The 26,812-nt window shown below is 31.4% G+C and carries 25 protein-coding genes and 2 pseudogenes; 4 read left to right on the top strand and 23 right to left on the bottom strand.

Going from position 1 to position 26,812, the window contains the following annotated elements; genetic code table 11:
• Positions 1 to 366: 366 nt before the first annotated feature.
• Positions 367 to 792 carry a hypothetical protein gene (locus HGI79_RS06985; RefSeq protein WP_185649946.1) on the top strand — a complete coding sequence of 142 codons (426 nt, stop codon included), beginning with the start codon at positions 367 to 369 and terminating at the stop codon, positions 790 to 792.
• On the opposite strand, the gene HGI79_RS06980 is transcribed toward HGI79_RS06985, so the two are convergent.
• The 5 genes from HGI79_RS06980 to HGI79_RS23185 all read right to left on the bottom strand — a co-directional run bounded on the left by HGI79_RS06980 (position 754) and on the right by HGI79_RS23185 (position 4,863).
• Positions 754 to 2,079: a UDP-glucose/GDP-mannose dehydrogenase family protein gene (locus HGI79_RS06980; RefSeq protein WP_185649945.1), complete on the bottom strand. Its 1,326-nt coding sequence runs from the start codon at positions 2,077 to 2,079 to the stop codon at positions 754 to 756. The genes HGI79_RS06985 and HGI79_RS06980 overlap by 39 nt on opposite strands.
• Before the next feature lie 23 nt (positions 2,080 to 2,102).
• On the bottom strand, positions 2,103 to 3,251 hold the full coding sequence (locus HGI79_RS06975) for a glycosyltransferase family 1 protein (protein ID WP_185649944.1): 1,149 nt from the start codon (positions 3,249 to 3,251) through the stop codon (positions 2,103 to 2,105).
• Positions 3,252 to 3,514: 263 nt separating this feature from the next.
• Positions 3,515 to 3,973, bottom strand: coding sequence for a flavin reductase family protein (locus HGI79_RS06970; protein ID WP_185649943.1), 459 nt, complete (start codon positions 3,971 to 3,973; stop codon positions 3,515 to 3,517).
• A 347-nt stretch (positions 3,974 to 4,320) separates the two neighbouring features.
• Positions 4,321 to 4,602 (bottom strand): helix-turn-helix transcriptional regulator, encoded by a 282-nt coding sequence (locus HGI79_RS06965; RefSeq protein WP_185649942.1) that lies wholly within the window; start codon positions 4,600 to 4,602, stop codon positions 4,321 to 4,323.
• A gap of 138 nt (positions 4,603 to 4,740) precedes the next feature.
• A complete protein-coding gene (locus HGI79_RS23185) occupies positions 4,741 to 4,863 on the bottom strand; it encodes a hypothetical protein (protein ID WP_278046686.1) in 123 nt (40 codons plus the stop codon).
• Between the two features lie 257 nt (positions 4,864 to 5,120).
• Between HGI79_RS23185 and HGI79_RS06960 the strand changes: the two genes are divergently transcribed.
• The gene (locus HGI79_RS06960) at positions 5,121 to 5,891 is read left to right on the top strand and encodes an epoxyqueuosine reductase (protein WP_185649941.1); all 771 of its coding nucleotides are present in this window, start codon (positions 5,121 to 5,123) and stop codon (positions 5,889 to 5,891) included.
• Positions 5,892 to 6,078: 187 nt separating this feature from the next.
• Here HGI79_RS06960 and HGI79_RS06955 read toward each other — a convergent pair whose 3' ends face one another.
• The 8 genes from HGI79_RS06955 to HGI79_RS06920 all read right to left on the bottom strand — a co-directional run bounded on the left by HGI79_RS06955 (position 6,079) and on the right by HGI79_RS06920 (position 14,362).
• The gene (locus HGI79_RS06955) at positions 6,079 to 6,159 is read right to left on the bottom strand and encodes a hypothetical protein (RefSeq protein WP_207725727.1); all 81 of its coding nucleotides are present in this window, start codon (positions 6,157 to 6,159) and stop codon (positions 6,079 to 6,081) included.
• Positions 6,160 to 6,171: 12 nt separating this feature from the next.
• Positions 6,172 to 8,754, bottom strand: coding sequence for a RyR domain-containing protein (locus tag HGI79_RS06950; RefSeq protein ID WP_185649988.1), 2,583 nt, complete (start codon positions 8,752 to 8,754; stop codon positions 6,172 to 6,174).
• 246 nt (positions 8,755 to 9,000) lie between these two features.
• Positions 9,001 to 9,180, bottom strand: a complete 180-nt coding sequence (locus HGI79_RS06945; RefSeq protein WP_185649940.1) for a (2Fe-2S)-binding protein — start codon at positions 9,178 to 9,180, stop codon at positions 9,001 to 9,003.
• 174 nt (positions 9,181 to 9,354) lie between these two features.
• Complete coding sequence (locus tag HGI79_RS06940; RefSeq protein WP_185649939.1) at positions 9,355 to 9,768, bottom strand: (2Fe-2S)-binding protein; 414 nt, start codon at positions 9,766 to 9,768, stop codon at positions 9,355 to 9,357.
• Positions 9,769 to 9,883: 115 nt separating this feature from the next.
• Positions 9,884 to 10,315, bottom strand: a complete 432-nt coding sequence (locus tag HGI79_RS06935; protein ID WP_185649938.1) for a hypothetical protein — start codon at positions 10,313 to 10,315, stop codon at positions 9,884 to 9,886.
• Positions 10,316 to 10,420: 105 nt separating this feature from the next.
• Positions 10,421 to 10,867 (bottom strand): MarR family winged helix-turn-helix transcriptional regulator, encoded by a 447-nt coding sequence (locus HGI79_RS06930; protein ID WP_185649937.1) that lies wholly within the window; start codon positions 10,865 to 10,867, stop codon positions 10,421 to 10,423.
• 252 nt (positions 10,868 to 11,119) lie between these two features.
• Positions 11,120 to 12,514, bottom strand: a complete 1,395-nt coding sequence (locus HGI79_RS06925; RefSeq protein ID WP_185649987.1) for a peptidoglycan binding domain-containing protein — start codon at positions 12,512 to 12,514, stop codon at positions 11,120 to 11,122.
• Between the two features lie 669 nt (positions 12,515 to 13,183).
• A complete protein-coding gene (locus HGI79_RS06920) occupies positions 13,184 to 14,362 on the bottom strand; it encodes an iron-containing alcohol dehydrogenase (protein ID WP_185649936.1) in 1,179 nt (392 codons plus the stop codon).
• A gap of 149 nt (positions 14,363 to 14,511) precedes the next feature.
• On the opposite strand from HGI79_RS06920, the gene HGI79_RS06915 reads away from it, so the two are divergent.
• Entirely contained in the window at positions 14,512 to 14,916 is a 405-nt protein-coding gene (locus tag HGI79_RS06915) for a helix-turn-helix domain-containing protein (protein WP_185649935.1), read from the top strand.
• 377 nt (positions 14,917 to 15,293) lie between these two features.
• Positions 15,294 to 16,607: pseudogene (locus HGI79_RS23180) on the top strand (ABC-2 transporter permease); the annotation flags it as partial.
• A gap of 44 nt (positions 16,608 to 16,651) precedes the next feature.
• Here the strand turns inward: HGI79_RS23180 and HGI79_RS06905 are convergent.
• From HGI79_RS06905 to HGI79_RS06870, 10 genes and pseudogenes are all read right to left on the bottom strand, one after another.
• Entirely contained in the window at positions 16,652 to 17,527 is an 876-nt protein-coding gene (locus tag HGI79_RS06905; RefSeq protein ID WP_185649933.1) for a radical SAM protein, read from the bottom strand.
• Between the two features lie 92 nt (positions 17,528 to 17,619).
• Entirely contained in the window at positions 17,620 to 18,342 is a 723-nt protein-coding gene (locus HGI79_RS06900; RefSeq protein ID WP_185649932.1) for an effector binding domain-containing protein, read from the bottom strand.
• A gap of 58 nt (positions 18,343 to 18,400) precedes the next feature.
• Positions 18,401 to 19,354, bottom strand: coding sequence for a YafY family protein (locus HGI79_RS06895; RefSeq protein ID WP_185649931.1), 954 nt, complete (start codon positions 19,352 to 19,354; stop codon positions 18,401 to 18,403).
• A 68-nt stretch (positions 19,355 to 19,422) separates the two neighbouring features.
• Complete coding sequence (locus HGI79_RS06890; RefSeq protein WP_185649930.1) at positions 19,423 to 19,728, bottom strand: hypothetical protein; 306 nt, start codon at positions 19,726 to 19,728, stop codon at positions 19,423 to 19,425.
• A gap of 21 nt (positions 19,729 to 19,749) precedes the next feature.
• Positions 19,750 to 20,022: a hypothetical protein gene (locus tag HGI79_RS06885; RefSeq protein WP_241428161.1), complete on the bottom strand. Its 273-nt coding sequence runs from the start codon at positions 20,020 to 20,022 to the stop codon at positions 19,750 to 19,752.
• Positions 20,023 to 20,058: 36 nt separating this feature from the next.
• Positions 20,059 to 20,127: pseudogene (locus HGI79_RS23650) on the bottom strand (hypothetical protein); the annotation flags it as partial.
• A complete protein-coding gene (locus HGI79_RS22470) occupies positions 20,127 to 20,333 on the bottom strand; it encodes a nitroreductase family protein (protein WP_207725724.1) in 207 nt (68 codons plus the stop codon). The gene HGI79_RS22470 and the pseudogene HGI79_RS23650, both read right to left, overlap by 1 nt.
• A 93-nt stretch (positions 20,334 to 20,426) precedes the next feature.
• Positions 20,427 to 21,116 carry an MgtC/SapB family protein gene (locus HGI79_RS06880; RefSeq protein WP_241428160.1) on the bottom strand — a complete coding sequence of 230 codons (690 nt, stop codon included), beginning with the start codon at positions 21,114 to 21,116 and terminating at the stop codon, positions 20,427 to 20,429.
• A gap of 295 nt (positions 21,117 to 21,411) precedes the next feature.
• Positions 21,412 to 22,716: a TIGR02679 family protein gene (locus HGI79_RS06875; RefSeq protein WP_185649929.1), complete on the bottom strand. Its 1,305-nt coding sequence runs from the start codon at positions 22,714 to 22,716 to the stop codon at positions 21,412 to 21,414.
• Between the two features lie 5 nt (positions 22,717 to 22,721).
• Positions 22,722 to 26,810: a TIGR02680 family protein gene (locus HGI79_RS06870; RefSeq protein WP_185649928.1), complete on the bottom strand. Its 4,089-nt coding sequence runs from the start codon at positions 26,808 to 26,810 to the stop codon at positions 22,722 to 22,724.
• Positions 26,811 to 26,812 lie beyond the last annotated feature (2 nt).

Here is a 26,812-nt window from a genome sequence, read left to right as displayed (position 1 = left end):
GCCAGGTAAAAATTTGAGCACTCACACCCTACATATATGGACTTTCCGCTAAACGGCAAGCAGGGCAAGTGTCTATACACTTGCGTATTTTTTTTCGCAGCCCGGTATTCTTTGTAGCATTCTTTTTTCTCTGCCGAAAGTTTCTGCCATTCGGCTTTGAGCGCATACATTTTCGGGAGCTTCGCCCCGGAAAGAATACGCTGAAACGTGGCCCGTGCCGCCCGGTGTACATCAATGTCCGCCTCATGCTCCGCGTAAAATTTCCGGCTGTACCTCGCGGCCTTGTAAGCGTCAAACACGGCTCGGTTCTGGCATAATCCACCGTAGCGACCTTTAGCTCGGCGTTTAGAGCCATAGCAGCATGTTGTGAGTTTTGTTTTAGATACAAATAAATACGACGATTGGAATTTTAAATCTATTGTTTTGAATGAACAGTTTGCATATTCTATTAACGATTATAAACTTACTAAAGTAAGTGGCATAGATTTTAGACAAAATGGATTTATTTATGACAATAAATATTATTTATATAATATTTTCATTCATAGAAAAACTATTGAAAATTATGATAAAATGCCTGCTATATTTAGGCTTATAAATGAGAATATAGATTTATCAAAAGCTGACTTATATTTAAGATTAGACGAGCGTCTTGCATTCCCATTAGAAGAAGCAACCATTTCTCAATCCTCTTGCTTTGAAAAATTTAAAAAGCAGCCTTACTCAGACTGCTTTTTAAAATTTATTTTCTTTTTACCGTCCTATAGATATATATTTAAAGCCTTTTTCTAAAACAAATTCCTTAGGATATATATTTCTTAAATCGAAAAAATACTCTCCCCTCATAGAAGCTTTGATTCTATCAAGGTCAAGGCTTCTAAATTGATTCCACTCCGTTATAATTATTACTGCATCAACATCATGGCAGGTGTCATACTCATCCTTACAATATTTTAATATATGTTCATTAATATGTTGGAGTTTATCTGAAGCTTTCTCCATAGCTTTTGGATCGTATACTTTAAATTTTGCCCCAGTTTTAGCTAATTCACTTAAGATAGTTATTGAAGGGGCCTCCCTCATATCATCTGTATTATTCTTAAATGCCAGCCCTAATATTCCAAAAACTCTTCCATCTAAGTTTCCTATTTCAGAGGTTATCTTATCCACCATTCTTAACTTTTGTTTTTCATTTGCTGCTATGGTAGCTTTAATGATACCCATATTACAATTGTATTCATTACCAATGCTAACAAGAGACCTAGTATCTTTAGGAAAACAACTTCCCCCATATCCTGGTCCAGCATGCAGGAATTTAGAACCTATTCTACCGTCCATGCCCATTCCTTTAGCAACTTGTTGAATATTTGCCCCAACTTTTTCACAAAGCTCTGAAAGCTCATTAACAAAGGAAATTTTTGTAGCAAGAAATGCATTAGACGCATATTTTATAAGCTCTGCTGTTTCAATATTGGTTATGAGAAAGGGAGTTTCATTTATATATAAAACTCTATAAACCTCTTTCATTATTTCTATAGCACGCTGAGATTCTGCTCCTATAACCACTCTATCAGCATGTGTGAAATCCTGAATTGCTGATCCCTGCCTTAAAAACTCTGGATTAGACACCACATCATATTCTATGTTTAATCCCCTTTTTCTAATGGCTTCCCCTATTATTTTCTTAACTTTTTGTCCAGTTCCAATAGGAACGGTTGATTTATTCACTATAACCTTGTATTCATTAATGTAATTACCGATTTCATTTGCAACCTCAAGTACATTAGTCAAATCAGCGCTTCCATCTTCCTGTTGTGGAGTTCCAACTGCAATAAAAATAACATCATTTTCTTCAATAGCTTTTTTTATATCTATAGTAAAATTAACTCTTCTGTAATAAATGTTTCTTTTTAACAAATCCTCAAGCCCTGGCTCATAAATAGTTGCCTCTCCACTATTTAATTTTTCTACCATGTGTTGATTATTATCCACACAGGTTACCTGCCATCCAAAGTCTGAAAGACATGTTCCAGTTACAAGCCCTACGTATCCACTGCCTATTGTAGCTATCTTACTCATAAACTTCCTCCTCATATAATATATCAGGCACTAATATTCCCATTATGCTTTTTATTAAGTAAAACATCATTATAGGTATCTAGGAGTCCATCAAAAATTCTATTCCATGATCTGCTTAAACCGGTATTTCTCCCATTGATCTTTAATGCATTTCTTAAGTCTTCATATTCAATTAACTCTAACATTGAATTAATCAGTTCATTAACATCCCTAGGCTTAAACTTAAGACCATTAACTCTATGCTTAATAGTGTCTTTAACACCTCCAGCATCAGCACCTATAACCGAAAGTCCAGAAGCCATAGCTTCAAGTATTACATTACCAAAGGTCTCAGTTGAAGAAGGACAAACAAAAATATCACTAGAGGCATATATTTCTGCTAATTCTCTTCCTTTCATAAAGCCAGTAAATATAGTCTCTTTTGGAAGTTCATTTTTACACTTCTCTAAATATGGGCCTTCTCCTGTTATAATAAGGGCTATCTTATTCCCGTATTTCTTAAACACTTCTTTATAACTCTCAATCAAAATGTCCAAATCTTTCTCAGGAGAAACCCTACCCACGTATAGAAATACTAATTTATCCTGAACACCAAGTTGTGTCCTCAAATCATTGCTTCGGAGCTTTGGATTAAATCTTTCTGAATCTATACCCCTTGAAAAAATATCAGTATTTGATATTCCTTGATTTTTAAGAAGCTCTCTGATTTCTTCTGAAGGACATAGAGTTAAATCATTTTGATTATGAAACCATCTCATATAATTCCATGTATAATTCTCTAGAAAATCTAGATTATAATAATTTAAGTATTGAGAAAAATTAGTTGTATAATTAGATATGGTAGGTATTCCATGTTTTTTCCCATATGTTAATCCCGATATTCCCATGTTAAACTCAGTCATAAGCTGGATTATATCAGGGTTGAAATTAGATAGTGAGGCATTTAATCTGATAAAATTAGGAATTGCTATCCTACATTCTGGATAAAGAAAGAATTTTAGACTAAAAAATCTTTCTATATTATAATGTTCATTTTCCTTTATATCATTATCCGGTGCGAAAATTAAATATTCAATATTGGCAGCTTCATAATATTCTACAAGCTTACCTAAAGTATTAGTAACTCCATTTATCTGCGGCAAGAAAGTATCTGTAAAAACAGCTATTTTCACACTATCCCTCCTATAGCTTTCAGTAATTCATAAATTTCTGCTTTATTTTTTACGTAATTTTTAGATTTATTATTATACTCTTCTGCGTCATATAGACAAAAATAATAAATGTGTATTAACTATTAATCTAATCATCCTCTCCTTGTTTTCCTAATATAATAATATTAATAATAAGTTATTTTAGAGTACAGATTTAGGTTAAGTTTTAGATAAAACAATGTAAAGTCCTTTAGAATTTAGGTCCTTACATCCAAAATAGTCTACTAGCTTTTTATCATAATCCTAATTAAATTCATAATGATTTCCCCTATAAACTGAGTTTCACTACCGATTTCGATAACCTGCAACAATTTACATTCAATCACCAAGGGAAATTCTTTAACATATGGAGCATTAACAACATCACTCCTGACTGGAGTTAGCTTGGTAACAGAGAATTTATCCGTATTTTTCCCACTGGCAATACCAGCATAATCTGCCTCAAGCATATGGGTACTTGATGGTATGCTGATAGTAAAAGCTTCATTTCTAAGAATATTAGAATGAGATGCACGAGGTTTTGGGTTTTTCTGCAAGGATATTGCCACACAAGGTGGAACCGTACAACAAATACCACCCCATGCAGCACTCATTATGTTAGGATCACCATTTTCTCCATAAGTACCTACTACCCATACTGGGGTAGGCATTGCAAAAGTATTAGCACCTAATGATTTTTTCATTTTTAATACCCTCCTTGTATAATTTAGTCATAATATTCAATAGAAAACTATCGTGATTTCTGATGAATATTATATTGTTTATGATGTAACTTTTTACCAATATTTTTTTATTGATTATTACTAGTTAGCCTTTTTATTAAACTATTGAAGTAAAAAACAAATAGATTATATACTTCAATAATTCTAGATTTATGGAATTACAAATCATACCTCCCCTTATTAATTATGTAATTACTTACAGTAAATCTAATAAATGCAGAAATATCAAATTTAAAAGCAGCTAAGTTCTATAGTTCTAGATTCATCGAACTACAAATTATAAATTGATAAAATAATTGATAGTCATTTTAATCCAATAAAAATGCTGCATATCGTTTTAAAATTTCTAAGTTAAGCCTGTAGTAATGATATATTCCCTCTTTGCGTAGCTCTACTAAACCACAATCAGCCAACTGCTTCATATGATGAGAAAGTGTAGATTTAGCGAAAATATTTGCTTGTTCCTCAATCTCAGTACAACTTAACTCCTGTGTTTTGCACAAAAGTTGAATAATTTTCAATCGTGTTGGCTCACCCAAGGCTTTATAAACTTTTACAGCCTCTTGTGTTGCTTTTTCATCAAGTTTCATCCCTTATCTTCTCCTCATTTGAATTCATAGTTCCACATTTATCGAATTAATGGTATCACACAGATACTTAGTTGTCAATAAAATTAAATGATTAATTTTATCTCCTCTATTTTGAAGTAATGATAGTAATGGATGACCTTAAAAAATTTTTTCATCACTAAACATATCTATGAATTTTATTAAAGCTGTGGGCACAAACGTATCTTTTCGATAAATGAATACTGTAACGGTCTGAAAAACCTTTAATGCTTCTAAATCCATAAAAATCCTTCCTTCTATACATTAATACTCTATTCCATTTTGCCATCTTTATTACTGATGGGAACAATCTATTTTTTGTATTATATCATATAGCTAAATAAATGTATAATAAATATACGGTGTTTTTTCTGGATGTCCAAAACTGGTATAGCAGTAAGTGCATTATTATTCGGGGCCACATTTATGGGCATAACTACAGTTGCCACAACATTGGTAAAATATTTCATCCTAATTTAATTATGTTTTTGGAGGTAAAAATGGATAATAAAATAGAAATGATTATAAAAGAATTTGTAGAACACTATTCGGAAACAAGAGATGTTCAAACTAAATGGAAAGAACCTTTGGTATCATACGCAGATGCAATGGATGAAATGTTTTATTGTCTTAAAGATGTTGTAAGTCCTTCCCATGCACTACCTAAAGATTTTTTACCAGAAGCTAAAACGGTAGTAGCCTATTTTATACCTTTTGATGAAATTATAGTTAAAAGTAATATAGAAGGAAAAGAAAGCTCTAAAATTTGGGCAACAGCATATATAGAAACCAATCAGCTAATAGCAGATTTAAATACTTTTATTAAAATTGAATTACAAAAATTAGGGTGTAAATCAGGTATTATACCAGCAACACACAATTTTGATAATAAAAAATTAATCAGTGACTGGTCTCATAGACACGTTGCTTTTATTGCTGGGTTAGGTAAATTTGGCTTAAATAATATGCTAATTACTGATAAAGGATGCTGCGGAAGAATTGGCAGTTTTGTAACTGAGCTAAATATAGAGCCTACTAAAAGAAAAGATGGAGAAAATTGTTTATATAAACATATGAATGTATGCAAAAAATGTGTAGATAGATGTGTAAATAATGCTTTAAAAGTTGATTTTTTTGACAGACATAAGTGTTATGAAATGTGCTTGTATAATGATAAATTTCATTCAGATATTGAATTATCAGATGTTTGTGGCAAATGTTTAGTTAACGTTCCTTGTTCTACAACAAATCCAGTAAAATTAAATAAATAGCTGTGTTAATACACAACATTCTTATTTTGACGAGTTATCAACATATTATGCACAGACAAAGCTATCATTTTTAAAAAGAAACAAAAAAATCGCTATATCTGACATATAATTTTTATACTATCTTTTTATAATAAATGTAAGGTGCATATAAAAACGCATGCAAGGACTATCCCCTACATGCGCTTTTTTAAGAACTTTTTATTGAGTTAGCCAGGTTACTAATACTGACTGTTAGCACTTCAAGCTTTGACTCTAACCTAACCAGCAGGTATACAATTAACTAAAGCTGAGTCTCACAATAGCACAGAAATTTTAGTCGCTCTATTTTAAAGTTTGAATCTGCAAGTATCTCTGGCCAGGATTTAATATCTTCAAATATCTTATTTTTGTTATTACTGGATAAGTTGTCCCAAGGTACTAGTGAAGGATGAGTTTTTTTCTCTTCATCTACTATATCACCATATTTCCATCCTGCTTCCTTTTTTTGGAGTAACCAGCGTTTATGTTCGTATTCAGCTAAAATATTTAATTCTCCTTCTGTAAATTTTATGACTTCCGGTTTTTCCTTAACAGAGATAACATCATAATTAATTCTATGTAAAGCGTTAGGAATATTCCTTACCTGATCACAGTTAGAATTTTTGAGTTCATCACTTAGGTATTCCCATGATTTCATGCAACTCAGATTTGATTTATGACTATCTGCATTAAGTATTATATGATTATAATGAAGAGCCATGGCCATTCTTTCAATTTTTTCACTAAAGAATGCATCATGCATTAAGTGACGCGAAAACTGTTCTTCATCTACATGTAGTTTTAACTGTTCTTTAGAAGGCAGATGAGATTGTTCCCACTTTTTTGCGTTAGTTAGCATACTCATCTCTAATATAGCTTCCATAGATCTTGATTCATGTTTATATCTTGCAACTTTGAGCAATGCTCGCAATACACCATTATCTATTTGAGCTTCTCCTCTATCATTTATAAGATGAGGTACTTTACGTTCTAGCAGTGAACGTAATAGCATTGCTCTACGAATAATAAATAATTGATCCCTTTGTTCATCTGTTTGATTTGGCCCTAAAATATTTACATAACCTCTTAGACGACTTACAAAGTCTGGACCTTTAGCACTTTGAAATTCTCTTAAAAATTGTTTATGTTCCTTTTCTTCTTCTATATCTTCTCCGCAAAATTCTTTAAAAGTACTACTTGTGCCACCGGCAAATACAAAAATAGCTTTTCCAATGGGATGAACATAATCTCCTTCTCTAAATACTCCATCCTGCATAGGCGCTAAGAAATATTTTAGCCATCCCAGTTTTCCATCAAAAGCGGAATCAAACTCATCAAAAAATACTAATGGAACTTTTCCTTCCAGTGAAAGGTCTCTTACTTTATGAAAAGCAGTAATTAAATCTGATAGTGTTTGAAATTGAGATAAATTAAAATTTAATTTTTCAATTAGCTTTGGAGCAATACTAGAAGCTACTTCTGCTACACCAAAGGATTTTCCGGATCCAGGGGTTCCGAATACAGCGATAGAAAGTGGGCGAACTGTATTTTTTGCAGAAACATACTCTGACATAAGATTCTTAATACTTCTATAGCTTTCAATTTCTGTTCTATCAACAGTTTTTAAGTTTCTAAATCGCGCTATGGGTATGAATTTAAGCGCACTTTTTTCTCCATTTTTAACAATATCATAAGCTATTTCTGCTAAATTAGTAGAACTTTTGTCTTTAATAATATACCAGCATGCTTGACAGTTTGGATTGTTTGAATTACGTATCAATACATCCTGAATATGCTCTTTGTATATAAAATCATTTTCTCCTTCAGTAAATATTGCAGGATTAGGAAAAGTGCTTTCCTCCACATTTTCGCCGAAGCCATTAATAAAATATTTTTGTGCAGCAACCATCCCCTCACGTATACCTTCATCTATTGATTTACTAAGTTCCTCATTATTATTGATTCCTAAAACAATAGAGCGTGCAAGACCAGCAACAAAACAAGATGTGAGTCCATACATTTTACCTTGAGTTTCTTTGATAAAGCCTCCTTCAAACTCATAAGTCAGGAAGTATAAGTGAGATTCAGCTACGCCGTCATTTCTATAATATATAGCACCTTCAAGCCCAAAAGGTACAACCAGATGACGACAGTTTGCAAGAAAGGTAAGGTTTGGGTTATTATTCATTTGCCAAACAAAGTCCAGTGCCGTTCTTTCCCAAGAAAGACCTTTGCTTATATTGACCCCTTTTGAACGTAAATCATCCCCATTTATAACTACTATGGTATTTTCAATATGAAATTCTTCTAAGTGCTTCCAAAGATTATGAGAGCAAGTAGGATTATTCGTTTTATATATAACTATTGATGATTTTTTATGTGACTTTAAGGCTAATGGCCAAAATTCTTCATTAGAGTTAAAACCATTATTTTCATCATCTAATATAACCATATCAGCATTTTCATCATCGTTTATAATAGGAAATAACTTGGGAATACCTGAAGCTGGTCCTGTAAATCCAAGAAACTTATTTACACGGTAAACTTTATTACTATCTTTCTCATCAGCGGTTACAGGGAAAAGTTCTAACTCTGCCGTTGAAAGAAGAACTTCTTTCCGTAAGCAAACTTCAACATCTTGTATTTGTGGCGAAATTATAGAAGCTCCTGTTGATAATGCTACAAGTTTTGATAAGAGTAATGCTTCCCCGGTTTTTAAACTACTATGCACATGAGGATAACATTGCCAGCTTAAACCCGTAGTACATTGGTGGTATGTTCTCCATAGTAGTGAATTTATACATATATCTCCTGATACGGCAATTTTAAAATTTCTATTACCCATGTTTCTAACTCCTCTCTTCAATAAGCCTTTATAGTTTACTATTGAAAAAAATGAAACTCTTATTTTCATAGGAAACTCCTCCTCAGAGGAGTAAGCGATTCGCACAAAATCACAGATTTTGGCTCTCTGCTTAACTGGGAGTAAAGAGCGGCTACGTCCCTGGATTCGTTCAACTAAAAATCAGGTGGGGTCAAAACCCCATCTGATTTAAGTTTCACTTTATATCTCTACATAGATGGCTGTGTATTATTTTGCTAATAATTCATCAACCAATACTTTAACATTGTGTATACACATACCACAACCAGTGCCAACATTAGTAACAGCTTGCACCTCTTCAAATGACTTAGCACCGTTTTTAATTGCATTCTTTAAATCTTGTACAGTAACATTAATACATCCACATACTACTTTGTTATTATCCATTTTATTTTCTCCTTTTATTTTTCATTTTTTAGATTATTACATGTGATTTATTTAAAGGTTTAATTGTCAATGATTCCTCAATAACTTCTAAACCATAACCACAAAAAACATTAGTTTCTCTAACAACAATTAGTTTCACCATTTATTGCTTTATTATGTTTACTTTACGAGTTATTATTTTGCTAATAATTGAGCAACTAATGCTTTATTGCTTTCTACACACTTACCGCAACCAGTGCCAACTTTAGTAGCAGCTTGCACCTCTTCAAATGACTTAGCACCATTTTTGATAGCATTCACTAAATCTTGTACAGTAACTTTAAAACATCCACATACTACTTGATTTTCATCAATTTTTTTTCTTAATAATAATTCATTAACTAATGATTTATTACTTTCTACACACCTACCACAACCAGTACCAACTTTAGTAGCAGCTTGCACCTCTTCAAATGACTTAGCACCATTTTTGATAGCATTATTTAAATCTTGTACAGTAACTTTAAAACATCCACATACTACTTTGTTATTATCCACTTTATTTTCTCCTCTAAGTTTTTTTATTTTTGAAATTATTGATTTTATCATTTTTTTATTTCCTCCATTGTTTTTTATACTTATAATTATTATTTGTGATTTATTTAAATGTTTATATGTTAATTAGACTTCAACTTTATTGAATGCTATTTAGACTTTTTATAAATTATCCTATTCTCATATATTCTTGTTTTATTAATTCTGCAAGCTCTGGTTTTTGTTCAGTTACGTTCATTAAATAAAGAATTATATTCCCCGGATATGTAATTTTATCTTTTAATTGTGTGTATTCTAAAGTCCTTCTTATCAAGGATATAACACAATTTTCACTATGATTTTCATTGCACTCCTTACATAACCTACATATATTAGCTATTCCACCAGCAATTATTTTTTCATCATAATATTTAAAATAATCCTTTGGAATTAAACTTTCTCCATCGGCTATAGAATATGTAGAATTATCTTTGATATTTTTAACAACATAATTAGCAAATGCAATATTACACTTTCTATAATTACATTTTTCTGATCCCTTGTGATAGCATTCATTACATATTTCTTTAACATTGTTTTCTAAGTTATTTAAATAATTCATTTTAATACTCCTTTTCCAAATTTATATATAAAAATGATTAGCAATATCACTAATTAGTTTATTACTAATTAGTAATAAATAATTAAAAGTTAAGGTGTAATATTTTTATACACCTGATAATTTCTTTAACAAACTTATTAAATTTTTCTTTTCTTCTACTGTTAAGACGTTAAAGATTTCATTTACATTGTCTAAATGTTTAGGAAAAATTTCACTTATAAGTTCTCTTCCTTTTTCAGTAATGCTTATCAAATTAACTCGTCTATCCTTAGGATCAATACATCGCTTAACGAGATTGTCTTTAACTAAATTGTCTATAACAACAGTCATATTACCACCCGTAGAAAGGATTTTATCTATTATTTCAGAAACTCTTAGATCTCCCTTATGATATAATATCTCCAGTACCGCAAACTGCGAAACTGTTAAACCTCCCTCTTTAATGGTTTTGTACTCTCTTTTGTTAACACTCTGAGTACATCTACTTAATGCTATTAATGCTTTTAAGTTTAAATCATTCAATTCTCCATAAGTAATTTTTTCTTTATTCATATTTATAATATATTACTAATTAGTAATATTGTCAAACATTTTTTTACTGATAGCTCTGTAGAATCTTATTATAAATTATGATTTTATTTTATTCTATCTTTTATTATAGAATAAAATAAAATCATAATCTTCGCTTTTAAGGAAATATTCAAAATAAAGAACCCTTCACCGTTACTGATAAGCTTACACCAATTTTAGAATATATAGATTCTGCATGGTGATCTTTCACTTAAAGCTCTGGTACATTCTCCCCTAACGATAACAAATGATCGGATTACCTTCCTCAATGTTATAAAATATTGCCTCGGCTAAATAGTATGGTGAATTTACGCAGCCATGGGAACCATTTGTCCTATATATATTTCCACCAAACTCACTTCTCCAGCCTGCATCATGAATTCCAATTCCTCCATAAAACGGCATCCAGAAGTTAACATGAGCACTGTAATCCTCACCTCTTAGAATAGCGTTTGCTTGCTTAAATTTTAATGTGTAAATCCCTTCAGGCGTTGAATGATTTCCGCTCACATTACCTGTAACAATGTCCCCTTGTGCTATTAGTAAACTATTTTTATAAAACCATAAATGTTGTTTTGTCATATCTATTTCTACATAAGTACTTCCAATATCATTGTTATCATGAGATACGGCAATTTGAATATATGTTGGTTCTTTTGTTATAGTTTGTCCTTCTTTGATAATCGCAGTTAAACTTTGTACTTCTTTACTAGTATTAATCGACCAACCATAGTCACCACCACCAATATTTATTGTTTTTCCTGAAGATGTGACAAAGCTCCTTGTCTTACCAACTGTATTATAAACACTAAAAACTACATCTAAATAATTTTTTGCTTTTTCCTCATCAACTGTAACTTCAAGATCTTTATTAACTTTAAGCCATTTATTTATTACAGAACCATCTATATTTTCTTTACGATTTCCAAAAGTATAGGTAATTTTTGAAGACACATATTTGTTAAGAATGTTTTTAGTTTCGATAACTTTTGGGGAATTTGAAGTATATTTTGGAGAAACATAACAATTCATTGATTCCAAATCTATTGTAGTTTCTCCCTTAAGTATTGCCTTTACCACATGATCATATAAAATATCTTTATTGACCTTGTTTCCTTTTACTTCATCTACAATCACATAGCCTTTATCTGTATATTTGAAGCTAGGATTTTTAGGTTCAATTATATTGCCACTATCAAAACAAGAAAGCTTATCTACTCTTTCTTTCAATAGTTTAGTATTATATGAAACTCCATCTGTCATTGTGGAGTTCTCTGAACTAAAAGGCGCTAAAATCCACTTAAAAGGATTCTGCCTATCTTTAAAACTCTTGTATTGTCCGCCTGAATTGTACTTTAAAACAATATCAAGCCCTCTAATTTGTTCACTTTTTCCACCTCGCTCTTTTAGATTCAACGTATATGCCTGTAGTTCAGATGCCATTTGTTCTTTTGCTTCCTCTACAGTCTTGCCTGAAACACTAGTATAGTTGATTTTAGAGCCAAAATAGAAATGATCCGTAAAATACATTGCCATTCCAAAATATATAACAAGTAAAGTGCAAAGAGAAATTATAATACGTATGGAAGTTTTATTGCGTTTACTCTTTTCTTTTTCCGTAATACCCATCCCCTTTATAATCAAAATATAAATTTAAAATTAATATTTTGATTTTTTAAGATTAATATATTTTATATAAATAACATACATTTCATTTTATGTGGTAACACCAATACTTAAAACAATTATTATTAATGTTTTTATTTTGCACGGCGGTTCAGGGTATATTAAGGTTACATTTGAATAAGACTGAGCCTAACAAATGTACGAAAAAATTTAGGGCCAAGACCTGTTGTAAGAGTTTACTATAATAAAGTTAATAGACAATTGTCTATTCCTAAAGATATAGATTTAGGAGAACATAGAACTATCTTTATAGAGGAACTACTATCAAAATAACAAAACATACATACTGAAAAGTTTGTCAGCCGCATATTTTCTCCGACTATCCCTAAAAGGGGTTATTATTTTTTGCTTTTGCTTTGAGTTCATATTTCCATCAAGAAGGGATTCCACATATACCTTAATAATAAAAAATTGTAAGGTATGCTCTTGGTTTAAATCAGTAAAAAACTGTCCTAGACGAAAAGTCCTAAGTAAAACTTCCTAGAATTCATATAAAAATAGGATTTAATACTGAAACTAATTTTATCTTCAGTATTAAATCCTTTATTTTTCAGGTGGACTAAAAAATATTTCATAAAAAACTATTTTGATACAGCCCCTGTGAATTTCATTTTATTTATATGCCTTAGACATAATTTCTATTGTTTCCTCAAGAGATAGCTTGTAAGGATCTACTTCAAATAGTCCTCCCATAGTTTGGCGTGCATTTTCAGCTAGGCTAGGAATCTCTTCTTTTTCAATTCCGTAGTTTGACATTTGAAGATTATGTACACCACATTGTTCTTGGAGCTTAACTAGTGCTTTTACAAATGACATAGGACGTTGTTCTTCTGGAAGAGAATCCACATCAACCCCCATAGCCCTTGCCATTGCTATAAATTTATCAGGTACTTTAGATGCAAAAAATGTGTAATATGACTCTGATAACATTATAAGTCCTGCACCATGTGGAAGTTTAGGATGATTAGCACTAAGTGCATGTTCCATAGAGTGTTCAGATGTACATCTTGATGTAGATTCCACAAGCCCGGAAAGAGTGTTAGCTAAAGCTACATTAGTACGTGCTTCAATATTGTTTCCATCCTTCACACATGTAGGTAAATATTTAGCTATTAATTCAATACTTTTAAGAGCATAAGCATCACTGATTGGATTTGCTACATTTGCAATATATCCTTCTGTTGAATGAAAAAGTGCGTCAAAACCTTGATAAGCTGTAAGGTGTTCAGGTACTGTTAGCATAAGTTCTGGATCAACTACTGACAGTACCGGAAATGTATATTGACAACCAAAGCCTATTTTTTCATTGGTATCTTCTTTTGTTATAACTGTCCACGGGTCAGCCTCTGTACCAGTTCCAGCTGTTGTAGTTATAGCAACAATAGGAAGCGCGCCATTTTCTACAGGCATTCCTTTTCCAGATCCACCAAATATATAATCCCAGTAGTCTCCAGGATTTTTTGCCATAACAGCAATACTTTTTGCTGAGTCAATACTGCTGCCACCACCAAGTCCTATTACAAAATCACAATTTTCTTCCTTTGCAAGAGCTGCTCCTTCCATGACGTGAGTTTTAATAGGATTAGGTAGTATTTTATTAAATACTATATATTCAATTCCTTTGTTAGCTAATATATTTTCTAGACGATTTAAAGAGCCATTTTTTTTCACAGAATTACCTGAGGAAATAACTATTAAGGCTTTTTTACCTGGAAGAGTCTCTTTAGAAAGTTCATTCAGCTTACCAGGTCCAAATAAAATTTTTGTTGGCATATAATAATTGAAATTCATAAAAAATACCTCCTATAATCTAATTAATATTTTTACAATAATTACTACCTATAGTATAGTCATATGTATTATAATATACAAGAATGCACTTTACTGATAGATAGTATTCTGTATGATACTAATAAACTATGTAAATTAGGAGGGTATTTATGGGCGAGGAAAACAAAAAAACAAGAGAAGCCATATGTGAACTTGAAGTAGCTTTTAGTATTATAGGAGGCAAGTGGAAACCTCTAATCTTATGGTTTCTTGGAGAATTTAATACTTTAAGATTCAGTCAACTTCAGCATTTAATACCAGATATAACCCACAGAGTATTAACAAAACAGTTAAGAGAGCTTGAGGACGATGAGCTGATAGAAAGAAGAGTATACCCTGAAGTTCCACCAAGAGTTGAGTATTCAATTATATCTAATGGTAGAGAAGTTCTTCCTATGCTTGAGATGATGTGTGATTGGGCTCATAAAAACAATTTTTTTGATTATAAATTAAAATATAATTTATGTGATGAAACTATAAAAAACTGTGTAGTACTAGATAACGATAAAGATTAGAGAACTTTTATTAATATTGTTGAATTGATCTGTTGCTTCGCTATGTTTTCTTGTAATAAATAATCAGCTTTGTTTCAAAGGTTTAAACATTATAGTAGTAGCTTAACTAAAAAGACATCAAGAAGAGGTTCTTAATGCATAAACCTAAGATAAGAACGTTCTGTAAAGATTGTACTGTTATAGAATTTTACTTAAGTACAATAACCACATATTAATAGCTTAAGCTACTAAGGATACATTTTGGTGTTAATCCTAAATAAAAAACTTTCTTGAATACTTAATTAAAGATAATTAAGTATTCAAGAAAGTTTTTTATTATTATGTATTATATATTTGTAATTATCCTATTGAAAATCTTCTTTTATTTAATTTAATATAATGTAAGCTTTCAATTAAAAAAAGGATATATTATGGGTTTTATAGGTCCAAATGGCTCTGGAAAAAGCACTACTATTAAACTTATTATGAATCTAATCAAGAGAAATGCTGGTGAAATAAAAATTTTTGGACTTGATAACATTAATAAAGAAAAAGATATAAAGCAAAGAATAGGCTTTGTTTATGATGAGAATTACTTTTATGAAGAATTGAGTTTAGTAGAAATGAAGGATATAATAGCTCCCTTTTATAAATATTGGGATAACAAAACTTTTGATAAGTATATCTCTGATTTTAATCTTTCTAAAAAGAAAAAAATAAAGGATTTGTCAAAGGGTATGAAAATGAAATACTCTCTTGCTATTGCCCTTTCTCATGGAGCAGAGCTTATTATAATGGACGAACCTACCTCAGGATTAGATCCTGTTTTTAGAAGTGAACTGCTTGATATTCTTTACTCCATCATACAGGATGAAAACAAAAGTATATTTTTTTCAACACACATTACTACTGACTTAGAAAAGGTTGCAGACTATATTACATTCTTGAATAAGGGAAAGGTAGTATTTTCATCTACGAAGGATGATATTCTTGAAACCTACAGTATTGTAAAGGGTGATAAATCACTTTTAGATAGGGATATAAGAAAGGAATTTGTTGGAATAAGGGAAAATTCTTTTGGCTTTGAGGCCTTAACAAGTAATACTGATAAAATAAAAAAACTATTTAGGGATAACGCTTTAATTGAAAAGGCTACCTTAGAAGATATTATGGTTTATATTACCACCCCATCAGTTATTGCATATATGTTTATAATCTATGCCAGTGCTTGTGACGATAAGAATAAGTCCTATATTATACTTAACAGCTTGCCTATAAACAGAAAAGATATAGTTATATCAAAATATATTTCTGTACTTGTTTTTATATTTATTGGAGTAGTTATTTCATTCCTAATTACAACTATATTGAAACTTTCTGGCTTTGGGCATCTTAATGAATTAATGACTTCTGGTAATATACTAGGATGTAGCACCAGTATTCTACTTTTAAGCTCTCTGTACTTTCCTATTTATTTTAAGTTTGGTTATCTAAAATCAAAGTATTTTAATATGATTCTTTTTATGTGTGCCTTTTTTATTCCAACCTTTTTAGCTGAAAATCTAGGTAAGGGTAACATTCCTAAGTTTATAGCTTATCTAAATACCCAGCCTAACTGGTTAGTAACTATGTTTATTCTAGCAGTATTATTTATAATATTACTTATATCCTTACTTATTTCTACTAAAATTTATGTTGATAAAGATTTATAGTATTTTAGAAACATAACCTGTAAGCACATTATGTTGTTTACAGGTTATTTCAAAAAACTCAATTGAACTTCAGATAACTTTTTCTCATATGAAGGCATTTTAGTGGAAATACCATATTTTTCACAGGATTCATAAAATGTATTTTTAAGTTTAACTACATTATTAGCATTACATCCATAATTATTTCCAAATTTCTTTTCATATTTATTCCTTATACCTGGGAACAACTCATCTAGCCTTGAATAATAATACTCCCTTTGACGGTCTCTCAAAGTCATACCAAATGAAGGGCAGATAAATTTAGCTCCATATTCTTTTGCCATCTTTATTATTTCTATTATATTTTTTTCGTTATCTTGAATAAATGGTAATATGGGCATCATAGTTATTCCTACACATATACCCAAGGTTGAAAGTATTCCTATGGCTTTAAATCTATCAGAAGATGCACATACCCAGGGCTCTACTTTTCGTGCAAGCAAATCATCTGCAGTAGTTATTGTAATTGCAACGGAGGCATATATATTATTTATTTCTTGAAGTATATCAACGTCTCGCAAAACCAAATTGCTTTTTGTAATAATATGAACAGGGTACTTATTGTCAGCGATTACCTTAAGAGCTTTCTGTGTAAGTTTATACTTATTTTCAATTGGCATATACGGATCACTCATAGCACCTGTACCAATTGTTCCTTTTACTCTTTTTCGTGAAAGCTCTTTTTTTAGTAACTCAACTGCATTTATTTTAATAATAATATCCTCAAAGTCATCAATTCGATAGCATTCACTACGCGAATCACAATATATGCACCCATGCTGACACCCTCTATAAATATTCATGACATACTTAACACCGAACCATGCTGTTGGATTTTTACTTGTTATTAAAATTGTTTTTGCATTTACTTCCCTTACCATTGCACACAACCCTTACTTATTTTTACAATAACTAAGCCTCTGGACTAGCTTCACTAAGAATTAGATTGGGTAAAAATCTATCTAATTCTATTTTACTTTCTAGATACATATATATCCACTTCAGAATTCTCACTTCCATCGTATCTTTCATCATACAGTTCGAAGTCAGCTGTATATGTTCTTTCAAGTCCTGCACCCCATATGTGAGCCCAAGCTTCTCCAATCTTGTCCGGCATTTTACCTTTCACAGTAACAACGTAATATTTTGAGGCAGGAATAACTTTATCAACCATTCCTTCAGGTATGGAATCAACATGACTAACCTGAAACCCAATGATAAAAGAATATGTTCCCGTCTCATTGCTTTCATAATCAGTATATACTCCTAATATTGAATTAGGATTCACCTTATTGCATATTTTATCACCTAGCTTTTGTGCTGAAAATTCCTTCCAAAATTCTGGAATTTCCTTCATACATTGACCATCCTTATTGCTTGTTCGTATTTCCTTGCCGACTACTATCATTTCACCTTTTTCTATTACCCTTGCTGGCATATCTTCCTTTTTCCATCTTTTTAACTGAGGAAGAACACTATTCATTAATGCTCTTGCTTCTTCTTCCTTCATTCCACCTTTTTTCATATAAGGTATACATACTTCTATCATTTGCTCCATTGTTAAATCTGGCTGTTTAAATTTACCATTTTCATAACAATATATGCAGTATTCTTTATTTCTCTCGTAATTACTTTCGGTTCCATAAAGTTCCTCGTTCATTGGCATACCGCAGCTTTGACAATATTTTTGCTCCATAATTCATTTCCCCTTCCTTATATTCATAATTGTATTATATAAGAAGAGTTTGACAGCATTACGTCATGTTTGAATACATGTTACAAATTTTTTCACATTTATTTTTTATAATTTCTCTTATGCTGCTGGGATCAATTACTTCAACATATTCTCCATAACTTAATATCATTGAATAAATCCATTCATCCTCTAAAAAATAAGTATCTACAATTACACTACCATCTTCTGTAAGCTTCATTTCATCACTATCAAAGTAATCCTCTAATCTGTATCTTACCTTTTCTGAAAATTTTAGTATAACTCTTGTAGACTTTTGCTTATCATGCTTATTATTAATAGTATTGACGTACTGTTCGTATGACATCCTATGACTCTCAACTTCTTCATCCAAAACACATAAATTGTCCATCCGAGATAACTTGAAAAATCTGTAATCATTTCTAAGTCTACAAAATGAAAACAAATACCAGGAAAAACCTTTAAAAACAAGAGTTAAAGGTTCAACCTTTCTCCAATCACATTCACCTTTTGAGTTTCTATAGTTAAATGCTATACATTGTTTGCTTACCACAGCATCATATATAATTTTGTACTTTAAACTTTCTTTTTCAGATTTTTTAAATCCCCAGGGCAAATTATCTATAACCATCTGCTGAAAGTGTAAATCGAATACCGCTTTCTTATCTTTTGGTACAATACTCTTTATCTTTTCTATTGCTATTTCAACCTGATTGTCACTTAAAACACCATTCATATTTTTTAAAGCTTCTACAATAGAAATCATATCTTCAAGTGTTAAAAACTGATGATTAAGCTTATAATTATCCATGATATAAAATCCCCCGTTGTTTCCCGGCTGAGAAACAATAGGAATTCCAGCCATATTAATTGCTTCAATATCTCTATAAATTGTTCTAACGGAAACCTCAAACTTTTTTGATAATTCTACAGCAGATATTTTTTCTCTATTAAGAAGTATTATAATAATTGCTAATAATCTATTAATTTTCATGTTTTTCAATCACCCAATAAAATTTATTTTAACTCAGCTTTTATAGAACTTTTCATAGAGTTATCTTCTTATTTCTTACACTTCTTATGTATACCCTCATATAGATATTCTAAATGTTCTGTATCAACATCCTCTTTTTTCAGCATATCTATTCTCATTCTAGCTCCATTAAGACCTTCCCTTGCTTCCTCAAAATCCTTTTGCTTTATAGAAGTACTGGCATATTGCAGTAAATAGTCAACCTTTAACACCACTTCCGCTAAATCTTCTCTATTATCATTTACTAATTTCACCAGCAATGCATATATCTTAGGGGATGTGTTTTCCTTTGAATTATGTAAAATATCACTATTTCTAGTACTCTTTTTCACCACTACTCAACACCTCTTTATGTTTTATTTCATCTTAAATCCCTGTTTTTCTAAGAACTCTCTCATATGAGGTCTCTGAGGATTACTCATTAAGTTTGATATTTGATTTGTCCAAGTATCCACTCTTCTTCCAGCAGTTCTCTGTGTATAGTACTCTTTAATATAAGAATCATATTCTTCTAACCTTTCTACATCACCTTCAGTAGTATACTCGTCTGTTTTAAATATTACATCCAAAGGTAATCTAGTCTTTTTGCCTGAATCATTATCTGGATATCCAAGGCACATTCCAAACACAGGATATACATTAGAAGGTATATTCAGAATCTTACTTATATCAGAAGGATTATTTCTAATTCCTCCTATGTAAACTCCTCCTAGACCTAAGGATTCTACAGCAATCAGTGCATTTTGAGCAGCAAGTGCTGCATAGCCTTTCTTTTTTCTCTATCATTTACTCTTATAATTGTGTAGGCTTGGATAAAACTGGAAGTTGAAGCACATTGTGCAGATTCTATAATTAATCTTATTTTTTCATCCTCTATATGGTGATTTTTAAATTTTCTTATGGATCTATGAGATTTTAATATATTTATAGTATCATTCATGGATATTACCTCCTAATATTGGTAATCACTTTTTATTATTACTCTGTTTAGCATTTTTCTTCCAAGTTCGTTCACTGATTTTTCACCCCTAAATTAAACAATTGCAACTTTTTTCACATATTCATATTGAAGTAACTCTGCAAATATATCATTAGGTAATTTATTTGGTGGTAAACTTATAGCCATAATAATCAGCACATTATTCTTATCTTCAGCATTTGTACGAATGTCTGAAATTTCAAATCCCTTCTGAATAATAGTATTAAGAATCACGTTGATTTTATCCCTATCACCTACAACACTATTTAAGATAACCTCCAATTCGTAAACATTGTCGTTATCTCTGTTCTTTTTAATTCTTTTATCTAAATTAAATATATCTTTAAGAATAAAATAAATAACAAGAGTAGCCATTGTAGCTTGGATATATAAACCACTTCCAGCAGCCAACCCCACACATGCAATAAACCATATACTTGCTGCCGTGGTCAATCCCACAACAGTTCGACCATCCTTAATTATACTTGCCATTCCTAAAAAACCGATTCCTGATATAACCTGAGCACCTAGTCTCATTGCATCAACATTAGCTTCATTCAGTAAATTATAATCTATAGATATTATTTGTACTAGAGCAGCACTTACACAAACAACTATATGTGTTCTCAGCCCCATAGACATACCTTTTTTTTGTCTCTGGTAACCTATTAATCCACCTAAAAAGCAAGCAATTATTATCCTTATAAAATCATCTAAATATATCATATTCTCTCCTAAATTCATTTTTCCTCCCCAATACATTCTTTCTATTATAGTTTCTTCCAAAAGATTCATGAATTTAAGTAAATATTTGAGATTGAAATAGGTATACGAGGTAATTGATTGTTTTACCCTGTATACCTATATAATATTTCAGCTATTACAGCTTTATTCTAACTCTTTTTATCAGATTCATAGTTGCTTGCTAATGGACTGCTTCTATTTCTTTCAGTTATTAAAGCTAATTTGTTCTTTATAACGAATTTACACTTTTGTTTTTTATAAGACACAAAGCTAAAAGCACTATATTTATTTTAAACTACCCTAGAGGTGCAGTAGCAATTATATCTTCCACATATTTATCAATAAGGAGCTCCTGATAAGCTGCACATTTATTAATCCTTATAACATCAGCAATATGTGCAAACTCTTCACTTTTTATATTATTCATTTTCTTAATTCTATACTCTTCTAACTGTACTGAGGATTTTATACTCATATAATCTTCTTCGGTATATCTCCACAAAACAACATTTTCCCCATATCTCTGCTTTAATCTGTCTGCCATAACTATACCTTCTGGATCAAAATCACCAGAATAATATATCTTTGCACCACTGTGTACCAGCTTATCAATAAGTATTAAAGAAGCCAATTTAAAATTACCAAAGGTACATATAAGAGATGGTTTTATGTTACCTATTCTATATAATACTTCACTAAACACCGTTGGATTTTCAAAAACATAAACCTTTCCAGCTGGACTTATCACTCTATTCAGCTTACTTATATTCCATAGTGAAATTTGAAGAGGTTCTTCTGCTTCATAAAAGCCTCTCCAGCCTATATGCTCCTTTTCGCTGCTGTAAGCTAATATTCCACTGCAAAGGGTATAATTTGAAACTTCATCTTTTATTATTCCCGCTGTATACAAAATTTCGCTTAACTCTTCTGCATTTTCAGGATATTTTACCTTTAAACTATAGCAGATAGCGTATACTAAAAGATTTCCGCAGTCTGTATTACTATCAAAGCTGTGGGGATTTTTAGTTATAATAGAGGAGAACAGTGCCAGCCTCATGGTACTGTTCTCCTGAAAGGTCAAGTTGTTATATGCATTACATACATATATTAGATTTTCCTTTAACAGCTCTTTATCTTCATCATATTTCTGACTTATTATTCTATAGGCATTTTCTTTACTTTTAAGTAAGTATAAAAGCCATTGTTCCGCTCTAGTTTCTTTAAAATTCTCAATTATATCATGAAAATATAACTGTTTTTCTGTATCATATATTAGCTTCTCTTCCTTTTTACTAAGCAGCTTTTCTCCAAAATATTCTTCAAGGACTTTATCAAAAGCTATTCCCTGAAACTTAGTGTTATCTAAAGCTTTAACAAAGGCTTCAACCTTAAAAGAGGTAGATTTCTTATAATAGTCTTTTCTAAATAACCCTGTTAATGCTTCTTTTTCATCTTCCTTCAAGTTATTTAATACTACAGTTCCTCCCAAGGTTCCGAGAGATTCATATTTTTTTCTTATGTTTTGCAGTGTCCTTTTAAAGCCCGAGGTACTCTTAAAATAATCTACACATTCCTTAAGCAATATTTCTTCCTTATTCATAAGAGTTACACCACCAGTTCCTTAACCTTACCATTCCAGTTATACCTTATAACCGTGACAAAATCCGCATTATCTGGTCTTATAAGTTCACAAACTGAAAGAGATGGCACTGTATCATAATCTCCCCATAATATCTGAGAATTTATAATATAGTCTAAACCTAATTCACTTAAAAGTCTGAACATATCCCTTATATTCTTTTCATCAACCCCAGCAAAAGCTTCATCTAAGGATATAATTCTTGGACTATCCTTTCTTCCACCTTCATAACGAGCATAAACTGCTGAGAAAAGAGGCACATACATGGCCATGGCTTTTTCTCCTCCGCTAAATTGGAAGAAGGCAGTATTAGTAAGCTCCTTTTTATTCTGTCCAGTTTTTACAAAGAAAAGTTTAAATTCAAACCATTTTCTATAATCTAGAATTTCCCTCATTATGCTGTGGAAGGTTTGATTTTGCCCTTTATCCTCAAGACTTCTTCTTGCCTGAGCTATTTTAGATCTAAAATGCTCTGACAGCTTATTTAAATCCTCTTCCCTCATTAGATTACCATCCTGCTTTAAAAGCTCTACCAGTTCCTTTGTGTCTAACTGTTCCTCTGTTTCTGCCTTTTTACTGCTCCATTTTAAACTAAAGGATAATCCACTGGAGGTATTCATAGCTTCCATAAGCTCATTCATCTTCTTAACCCACTGCTCACTATGGAATATTTTAGCTCTTATTTTCTTACTTATATTCTTAACCAAAATATCTTCAAAGAGCTGTCTATCGCTTTCCCTTAACAGCTTTTCATTTTCCTCTATACCTTCTAACATAAAATCTATAAGCTTATAAAAATTTACTTCTTTTCCTCTTACCTTTCCCACCACATTAAGCCTTTTACGCTTAGCTGCAGCTCTAGCTATTTCAGCATTTTCTTCCTCGATACTAATATCAAATATAGTTTCCATTTTAACGCTGTACTCTCTTAGATATTGATTATTTTCTTGAAATCTTTGATAAAGAGTATTAACATAGTCCTCCTTATCCTTTGTAGATTTTTCCTCTGCTAAAGTTTCTTTTACAATCTTTTTTGCAAGCTTAAAATAATCTTCATTATTCTCTGCCTGTACCGAATAACCTAAGCTGCATTCTTCCTTAAAGGCTTCCTCATATAAATCCGTTAATCTTTTATAGAACTCCAAATCTTCCTCTACTTTAGAAAGACTTTGAATACTATTATTAAAATTATTCTTTTCCATTTCACTTTTTCTTACAGCTTGTATTTTCTTGTTTGGGATTTCTCTTAAAATCCTTATGCATTCATCCAATTCTTGCTTTACAGCCTCATAATCTGAAAGAGTAAGCTGTTCCTTTAGATTATTGTGATTAATAACAGCTTCCTGTAATTTTCGCTCTGTTATGTTTATGTCATACTGTAGGTTATCCATATCCTCCAGTAAATCTTCCTTTTGTGACTCCAGCATAGTTAACTTTTCTACTATTTGAAGAAGAATACCATGAATTTTTTCCAGCTCATAAAGTTCATCCTTATAATCTCTTGCAGCCTCTAAAGCCTCCCTGTAGACTTGCAGATTTCCTTTAAGAGGCAGCTTATAAGTAAGCTCATATACCTTTTCTTTTACTTTTTTAAGCTCTTCATATAGAATTCTTTCCTCTTCCGACTTTTTAACTACAATATCACTGCTCATATTATAATTAAACTGTGCTTCCTTAATCTCTGCTGAGGCTATCAAAAGGTCTTTATGAGAAGGTAAATTATTAAATTCCTTTTTCAATATGTCAAGTCTTAAATTTAATTCATTTATTTCACCATCATACTGTGAAATCTGCTCCTCTATGCCCTTTAATTCCTCTAAGAGCTTTTCTATTTGCTCTTCTCTATATTTTTTTCTTGCAGCAACACCTATAAACTTAGGTTCATAATTATTAGTTACCTTACCTTTAAGTATTCCTATACTGTACTGTCCTTTTTCATTTATATAAGTACTATCTTTGCTTTCGTCAATAAGAATACTCTTAAGTACATTATCTATATCCTCATGACTTATGCCTTTTACTTCAATGGAATCCACTTTTAGAAGTTCTGATAAGTCATGCATTAAAAACTTTGGTGAAGGAAATAAATACTTATCTGCACCTTCATTATTAATTGAAGATACTTTATCTTTATATTTTTCTGGAACTATTAAAGCATCCAACAAGCCCATATCCAGAAGTGCTTCCTCTATTCGTCCTTTAACTTCTTCAGAAATATCCTTATTAAAATCTACAGCTTTATACAGAGGAATAAAAGGTATGCCCTCATTATTTAATGCTTCTCTGTTTAATAATACCTTGTCTTCTCTAGAAGGCTCTGGATCCTTCTTAAATCTCCACTGATCAATTTCTACTTTCTTTTCCTTAGCTAACTTTTCCCACTTAGCTTTTTCACCTTTAGCTTCGTAAAGACTTTTATTTAACACATCCTGAAAACCATTGTACTCACTTCTAATATGTTCAAGTACAGCATCAAAACTTTTAGTATCATCAAAATTACTTACATCTCTAGCTACCTTAACTATTGTGTCATCAGAAAGCTTTAGTTCCTTATTTTCTTTTCTCCAGCCATATATTTTTTCTACATACTCCTGCTTGGTCTCCTCCATAAGCAAGGTTGCCTGTTCTAATATTCTATTTTTCTCATCTCTTTCAGCTTTACTTTTTTCAAGCTCCTGAAGTGCCTTGTCGTACTCTAGATTTTTTCTTTCTTCCTCTTCAAGAGCTTTTACAGCATTATCTATACTCAACGTATATTTATTTAGGCTGTCTTTAATGTATGAAAAGCTGTATTCTTTAGTTATAGACTTCTTTAACTCATCTTTTAAAAATTCCTGCTCATCAAATACAAATTCCTCAGCAGCAGCATCCATATCCTGCAGCTTACTTTCCAGCTTTGAAGTAACACTATGCTTTTTACCTTCAAATTCTCTTATGCTGTCAAATACCTGGCGTTCACTTTCTCTTTTTCTTCCAAGCTGTGTTTCCTTATCACCTTTTTCCTTATTTAAAGTCCCAATATTCTCCTCCAGCTGAACCATTTTTTCTCTTATGTGAACACTATCATGCTTATCTAACTCTTTCTTTTTTTCTTCATTGGTTTTTAGCTGTATATCTAGATGATTAAGCTCTTCCTCAGCTTCTTTATATGATCTTTCCGCTCTATTTCTTTCTTCTACATAACTTGCCTTATCCTTTTGAAACTTTTCAACCTGATTTTTGTTATCCACGTATAATTTAGCTTTGTCAGCTATTACAAAGCTGTTATATTTATCAAAAGCTCCTTTTATTTTATCTGCTGCCTTTTTACTTTCCTTAAGCTCCTCTAATCTGCTTTTTATATTATCCATATTCTCTATGGCCTCTGACATTGGTCTTAAATCATCCTCAGAAAGAGGCTGCAGTGAATTTTCCATTATTTCATATACTACTGTAGGCTTAAAGTCCTTAGAAAGCTTTGGAGTTCTAAGCTGAACCATAAGCTTTACCAATTCCTCATATTCCTCTATATCGTTAAACCCAAAAAGAAGATCATTTACCAACCTCATATAATCTCCTTGACCTTCACGAACCTGTCCCCCGGCTCCTATTCTATTTTCCAGCTCTTTCATAGTTAAAGGCAGCTTTTCTCCTACATTTTTATATAGAAAAAAGTCCTTCCCTATTCTCCTGCCGTCTGTTATGGCAAAACCCCAAGACTTTATAGACTTACCTCTAACAGCCTTAAAACCCATACCTATAGTAAGGTAGTTTTCAGTTTCTCTCTTTTGAAATTCCATGTATAGATACCCTAAAGATTCATCTTTACCGCTTTCTTCATCACCCAGCAGATAATTTTCTATCTTTCTAGCTTTAGAACCAAAGGGGTCAAGTCTTTCCGGGCTTTTATTACCATCTAATAGAAGAGGAATAAAACTCTGCATAGTAACAGATTTTCCTGAACCATTAGAACCTCTTAAAAGAAGCCTTCCATCAGAAAAGTTAAATTCCTCCTCGTCATAATACCAAAAGTTAACAAGACCTGCTCTATTTATAATCCATCTGTTATTATCCATAT

This window comes from Clostridium sp. DJ247 (assembly GCF_014231265.1).
The sequence above is the reverse complement of the archived record's forward strand: the minus strand, read 5'-3'. Positions and strand labels throughout refer to the sequence as shown.

What these genes read in the sequence shown, in the direction of transcription:
- HGI79_RS06980 (WP_185649945.1), bottom strand. Translation starts at nt 2,079, where the DNA reads ATGAGTAAGATAGCTACAATAGGCAGTGGATACGTAGGGCTTGTAACT.
- HGI79_RS06970 (WP_185649943.1), bottom strand. Translation starts at nt 3,973, where the DNA reads ATGAAAAAATCATTAGGTGCTAATACTTTTGCAATGCCTACCCCAGTA.
- HGI79_RS06965 (WP_185649942.1), bottom strand. Translation starts at nt 4,602, where the DNA reads ATGAAACTTGATGAAAAAGCAACACAAGAGGCTGTAAAAGTTTATAAA.
- HGI79_RS23185 (WP_278046686.1), bottom strand. Translation starts at nt 4,863, where the DNA reads ATGGATTTAGAAGCATTAAAGGTTTTTCAGACCGTTACAGTATTCATT.
- HGI79_RS06960 (WP_185649941.1), top strand. Translation starts at nt 5,121, where the DNA reads ATGGATAATAAAATAGAAATGATTATAAAAGAATTTGTAGAACACTAT.
- HGI79_RS06950 (WP_185649988.1), bottom strand. Translation starts at nt 8,754, where the DNA reads ATGGGTAATAGAAATTTTAAAATTGCCGTATCAGGAGATATATGTATA.
- HGI79_RS06945 (WP_185649940.1), bottom strand. Translation starts at nt 9,180, where the DNA reads ATGGATAATAACAAAGTAGTATGTGGATGTATTAATGTTACTGTACAA.
- HGI79_RS06940 (WP_185649939.1), bottom strand. Translation starts at nt 9,768, where the DNA reads ATGATAAAATCAATAATTTCAAAAATAAAAAAACTTAGAGGAGAAAAT.
- HGI79_RS06935 (WP_185649938.1), bottom strand. Translation starts at nt 10,315, where the DNA reads ATGAATTATTTAAATAACTTAGAAAACAATGTTAAAGAAATATGTAAT.
- HGI79_RS06930 (WP_185649937.1), bottom strand. Translation starts at nt 10,867, where the DNA reads ATGAATAAAGAAAAAATTACTTATGGAGAATTGAATGATTTAAACTTA.
- HGI79_RS06925 (WP_185649987.1), bottom strand. Translation starts at nt 12,514, where the DNA reads ATGGGTATTACGGAAAAAGAAAAGAGTAAACGCAATAAAACTTCCATA.
- HGI79_RS06920 (WP_185649936.1), bottom strand. Translation starts at nt 14,362, where the DNA reads ATGAATTTCAATTATTATATGCCAACAAAAATTTTATTTGGACCTGGT.
- HGI79_RS06915 (WP_185649935.1), top strand. Translation starts at nt 14,512, where the DNA reads ATGGGCGAGGAAAACAAAAAAACAAGAGAAGCCATATGTGAACTTGAA.
- HGI79_RS06905 (WP_185649933.1), bottom strand. Translation starts at nt 17,527, where the DNA reads ATGGTAAGGGAAGTAAATGCAAAAACAATTTTAATAACAAGTAAAAAT.
- HGI79_RS06900 (WP_185649932.1), bottom strand. Translation starts at nt 18,342, where the DNA reads ATGGAGCAAAAATATTGTCAAAGCTGCGGTATGCCAATGAACGAGGAA.
- HGI79_RS06895 (WP_185649931.1), bottom strand. Translation starts at nt 19,354, where the DNA reads ATGAAAATTAATAGATTATTAGCAATTATTATAATACTTCTTAATAGA.
- HGI79_RS22470 (WP_207725724.1), bottom strand. Translation starts at nt 20,333, where the DNA reads ATGAATGATACTATAAATATATTAAAATCTCATAGATCCATAAGAAAA.
- HGI79_RS06880 (WP_241428160.1), bottom strand. Translation starts at nt 21,116, where the DNA reads ATGAATTTAGGAGAGAATATGATATATTTAGATGATTTTATAAGGATA.
- HGI79_RS06875 (WP_185649929.1), bottom strand. Translation starts at nt 22,716, where the DNA reads ATGAATAAGGAAGAAATATTGCTTAAGGAATGTGTAGATTATTTTAAG.
- HGI79_RS06870 (WP_185649928.1), bottom strand. Translation starts at nt 26,810, where the DNA reads ATGGATAATAACAGATGGATTATAAATAGAGCAGGTCTTGTTAACTTT.